The 4,657-nt window shown below is 74.2% G+C and carries 5 protein-coding genes; 2 read left to right on the forward strand and 3 right to left on the reverse strand.

Annotated features, from left to right (window positions below):
* Positions 1–17: 17 nt before the first annotated feature.
* Positions 18–1,091, forward strand: coding sequence for an O-antigen ligase family protein (locus AOK01_RS08775; RefSeq protein WP_063792752.1), 1,074 nt, complete (start codon positions 18–20; stop codon positions 1,089–1,091).
* Positions 1,092–1,152: 61 nt separating this feature from the next.
* Here the strand turns inward: AOK01_RS08775 and AOK01_RS08780 are convergent, their stop codons facing one another.
* Positions 1,153–1,710: a hypothetical protein gene (locus AOK01_RS08780; RefSeq protein ID WP_055510200.1), complete on the reverse strand. Its 558-nt coding sequence runs from the start codon at positions 1,708–1,710 to the stop codon at positions 1,153–1,155.
* Positions 1,711–1,805: 95 nt separating this feature from the next.
* Entirely contained in the window at positions 1,806–2,603 is a 798-nt protein-coding gene (locus AOK01_RS08785; RefSeq protein ID WP_055510202.1) for a glutamate racemase, read from the reverse strand.
* Between the two features lie 58 nt (positions 2,604–2,661).
* Between AOK01_RS08785 and AOK01_RS08790 the strand changes: the two genes are divergently transcribed.
* A complete protein-coding gene (locus AOK01_RS08790; protein WP_055510204.1) occupies positions 2,662–3,930 on the forward strand; it encodes a glycosyltransferase in 1,269 nt (422 codons plus the stop codon).
* A 19-nt stretch (positions 3,931–3,949) separates the two neighbouring features.
* On the opposite strand, the gene AOK01_RS08795 is transcribed toward AOK01_RS08790, so the two are convergent.
* The coding region (locus AOK01_RS08795) for a TerD family protein (RefSeq protein WP_425424726.1) at positions 3,950–4,657 on the reverse strand (708 nt) is incomplete at its 5' end.

Here is a 4,657-nt window from a genome sequence, read left to right on the forward strand (position 1 = left end):
GGGTGGGGTCCACGGGGATGGCTTCGGCGGCCGGTCCTGCATCGGCACACGAGAGACGCAGCGCGTCGGACGCGACGGGTGTCGTCGTGCTCGGAGCCTGCGCCGCCTGGTCTCTGATCACGGCCGCGGCACACGGCGGCCGGCCCGAAGGTGTCCTGCTCGCGGTGCTCGCCGTGGCCGCCGGCTACGCCTCGGGCCGGATCTGCGGCGAACTCCTGCCGGTCGCCGCCCCCAGCGCGGGCGCACTCGCCGGACTCGCTCTGGCCGTGGCCGCCCCGCACATCAATCCGGGTGCCCAGGCGACCTCGCCGCTCGGTCGGACCGGCGCGACCGCCGCGCTGCTCACCCTCTCCGCCGGAGCCGCGTGCTGTGCGGCCTGGGCCGCCCGGCCGCCGGGTCCGCGGCTCGTGCTGCGGCTGCTGGCCGCCGGTATCGCGGTCACCGCGGCCGTCCTGGGATCGACGTCGGGCTTCGTGGCCTGCCTGGGAGTGCTGCTCTGCTCGCTCGCCGCCGACCGTATGCACCGCCGTGCCGTGGGGCTCGGGGGTCTCGCGCTCGCCGTGACGCTGGTGACGGGAGCGGCCTGGGCGATCGCCGAGGACACGCTGCCGGACGGCCTGACCTCGTCCCTGGAGGGGCAGCTCACCCAGCACCGGGTGCTGCTGTGGCACGACGCGCTCGACATGACCGCCCGGGAACCGGGTCTTGGCATCGGGCCCGGACGCTTCTCGGAACTGAGCCCGACGGTCACGCAGTCCCTGGCGCCCGACGGCAAACCCCACTCGGCGCCCTTCCAGCAGGCCGCGGAGCAGGGCCTGCCCGGCATCGTGCTGCTCGCGGCGGTGTTCGGCTGGGTTCTGTACGCCCTGTGGAGGTCGCCGCGGCCCACCCCGGTCGTCCTCACCGCGGGCGCCGCCCTGACGGCGCTGGCCTCGATCGCCGCGGTCGGCAACGCGTTGAGCTTCACCACGGTCACGGCCGGCGCCGGCCTGCTCGCGGGCCTGGCCACGGCACGTCCCACGACGGCCGAGCCGGCAGTGGACGTGAAGGACCCCGGCGGCAAGGCCCGCAGCGACCCGCTGGACCGATGAGGCCGACCGTGCTCCCGCGCGCCGCCCCCGGAATTCCGCGGTCCGGACCCAAGGGGCGAGGTCAGCGGTTCCGGCCCGTGGAGGCGGCCCGCAGCCGGCCGCGGATCACCCGTACGGCCGCCTCCGCGTTGTCCACCGTGATCGTGAACGTGTGGCCGTCGCCCAGCCGGAGCACCAGCCCCTCACCGCGCCGGACGACCACGGCGGTCCCCTGGTCGGGCCGCCAGCGATAGCCCCAGCCGCCCCACTGCCGCGGGGTGACCCGCGGCGCGAACTCGGCTCCCGTGATGTGCGACAGCGGAATGCGGCGGCGCGGTACGCCCATGTGGCCGCAGCGCACTTCGAGGCACTCCTTGTCGACCTTCACGGCGACATGCACGAAGGCGAGCGTGCCGAAGAGAACCAGCAGCCCCGCCGCGATGCAGCCGACCACGGACATGGCGAGGGCGGCGATGCCGGACGTCCACGCCGAGCTGACGGCCAGTTCGATGCCAAGTGCCAGGCAGGCGGCGCCGCTGCACGCGAGCAGCCACTGCACGCGGTTCGAGGCCCTGCCGTGCCAGACCTCGGAATGCGGGGCGTCGGCAGCGCCCTGTTCGCCGTGGGGGTGGTCCCTCATGCCTATGAGCGTACTCATGTTCCGCGGGGCGGGCACCGGGTTGTGGGCCGTTGGCGCTCCGTGCGGAGGCCGGGCTTCCACCGCTGGGGCGGCGCTCAGCGCGCGGGGCTGACCGCCTGGAGCAGTCGGCCCTCGCCGTAGGTGAGCGCGGTCGCGGGCAGCACTCCCTCGTGTCCGCCGAGCAGCACCGTGACACTGCCCTGGTCGGGCGCTCGGCCGGGCGATTGCGGGGCAGGGACCTCGCCGGTCCGGCGCAGCGCCTGGGCGGCCACGGCGCCGGCGGAGCCGTGCAGGACGAGGGGCGCCGTACCGGGCCGCTGCACGGCCGCGCGGATGCGCTCGGCGACCAGTTCGTAATGGGTGCAGCCCAGGACGACGGCCCTTACGTCGTCGGGGGTGCGCGCGGCGGCGGCGGCGATCGCGGCGTCGACGGCCGCCTGGTCGGCGTGCTCGACGGCGTCCGCCAGTCCGGGGCAGGGCACTTCGGTGACGGTCACCCCGTCGGCGAACTCACGGATGAGCCCACGCTGGTAGGGGCTGCCGGTGGTGGCGGGCGTGGCCCAGATGGCGACGGGTCCGCCGCCCGCCGCGGCCGGCTTGATCGCCGGGACCGTGCCGATGACGGGCACCTCCGGCTCCAGGCGGGCGCGCAGCGCGGGCAGCGCGTGCACGGAAGCGGTATTGCAGGCGACGATCAGGGCATCGGGCCGGTACGCGGCGGCGGCCTCGGCGACGGCGAGGGCGCGCGCGGTCACGTCCTGTGGCGTGCGGGGGCCCCACGGCATGCTGTCGGGGTCCGAGGAGAGAACGAGCTCCGCGTCGGGGCGCAGTCGACGGACCGCGGCAGCCGCCGCGAGCAGTCCGATTCCGGAGTCCATGAGCGCGATCTTCACCCGGTCACCCTAGTCGATCCGCCGCAACGAACCACCGTGGTGGGGCAGACTGCTGCGGATGAGCGCCCTCGTGTGGATCGCTGCCGGATCGCTGGCCGCCTGGCTGTGGCTGCTCCTCGGCCAGGGCTTCTTCTGGCGTACGGACGTCCGGCTGCCGCCTCGCCGGGACCCGGACAGCTGGCCGTCCGTGTGTGTCGTCGTACCGGCGCGTGACGAGGCCGCCGTGCTGCCCGAGAGCCTGCCGTCGCTCCTCGCGCAGGAGTATCCGGGGCGGGCGGAGATCTTCCTCGTGGACGACGGCAGTGCGGACGGCACCGGCGAGCTGGCCCGTGAGCTGGGGCGGCGGCACGGCGGGCTGCCGCTGACCGTCGGCTCGCCCGGGGAGCCGCCCGCCGGCTGGACCGGCAAGCTCTGGGCCGTGCGTCACGGCATCGGCCTCGCACGCGCGCGTGGACCCGAGTACCTGCTGCTCACGGACGCGGACATCGCCCACGCCCCGGACAGTCTGCGGAAGCTGGTGGCCTCGGCCGTCACCGGGGACTTCGACCTCGTCTCCCAGATGGCCCGGCTGCGGGTGGAGAGCATCTGGGAGCGGCTCGTGGTGCCCGCGTTCGTGTACTTCTTCGCGCAGCTGTATCCGTTCCGGTGGATCGCCGTGCGGGGTTCGCGGACCGCTGCCGCGGCGGGCGGCTGCGTCCTGTTGCGGACCGCCGCCGCCGAGCGGGCCAGGATTCCGGACGCCATCCGCCACGCCGTCATCGACGACGTGGCGCTGGCGAGGGCCGTGAAGGGTTCCGGCGGGCACATCTGGCTCGGGCTCGCCGACCGCGGCGAGACGGTTGCCCGCTCTGACGGAGTCCGCGGGGATGCCGAAGTCCGTGGGGATGCCGGAGTCCGCCGGAATGGCGGAATCCGCGGGAACGTCGACAGCGTGCGGCCCTATCCGCGGCTGCACGACCTGTGGCGGATGGTCTCGCGCAGCGCGTACGCCCAGCTGCGGCACAACCCTCTGGTGCTGGCCGGCACGGTGGCCGGGCTCGCCGTGGTGTATCTGGTGCCCCCGGTGGCCCTCGTCGTGGGCCTCGCGGCGGGCCGATACGGGGTGGCGGTGGCCGGGGGCCTGGCGTGGCTGCTGATGACGGCCACGTATCTGCCGATGCTCCGCTACTACCGGCAGCCGCTCCTGCTCGCCCCGCTGCTGCCGTTCACCGCCCTGCTGTACCTCTGCATGACGGTGGATTCCGCGGTGCAGCACTACAGGGGGCGCGGCGCGGCCTGGAAGGGCCGCACCTACGCCCGCCCCGACCCGGCGCCCGAGGAGGGGTGAGCGGGCACGTCGGGCCGGCTCACTTCCTGCCCGGGGTCCAGTTCATGCCCCAGCCGTAGGTGTAGTCGACGGTGCGCTGCGGGCTCACGCCGCGCTCGGGGACGAGGAAGCGTGCCTCGCGCTGGACGACGAGGTCGTTGCCGGTGTTCGTGAGGAGGGCGAGCGCGCACACCGTCGAGGGCACGGTGCACTCGCCGAGCGAGAAGTCGACGGGCGCGCCGTGCAGCGGCTGGAGGGTCACCGTGGCGTCCAGGTCGGCGAAGGACCGGGCCCCCGCGTAGATGGTCACGAAGATGAGGATGCGGCGGAAGTCCCGGATGTGGTCGAGGTTGACGCTGAGGTTCTCGCCGCTCGACACCGCGCCGGTGCGGTCGTCGCCGTCGAGCTGCATGAACGGGGGCTGGTGCAGTGCTCCGAAGGCGTTGCCCAGGGCCTGGACGACGCCCTTGCTTCCGTCGGAGAGCTCGTAGAGGGCGCACAGGTCGAGGTCGAGATCCGCGTGCATGGCGACCGCCCGGCCCAGTTTGGCCTGCCAACCCGAGAACTGCTTGCGCACCGTCCAGTTGAGGTTCACCCGCATCACACCGGAGGTGCCGCCCTGCTTGGTCAGCGAGACGGACGGGGTCTCCTTGGTGAGCGTGACCTTGGTCAGGCGTACGGGAGCCGCGGGCGGGGCGGGCGGTGCCGGCGGGGCAGGTGGCGCTGTCATCGGCGGGGCGACCGTGAC

It is taken from the genome of Streptomyces aurantiacus (assembly GCF_001418335.1).
Lineage (GTDB): Bacteria > Actinomycetota > Actinomycetes > Streptomycetales > Streptomycetaceae > Streptomyces > Streptomyces aurantiacus.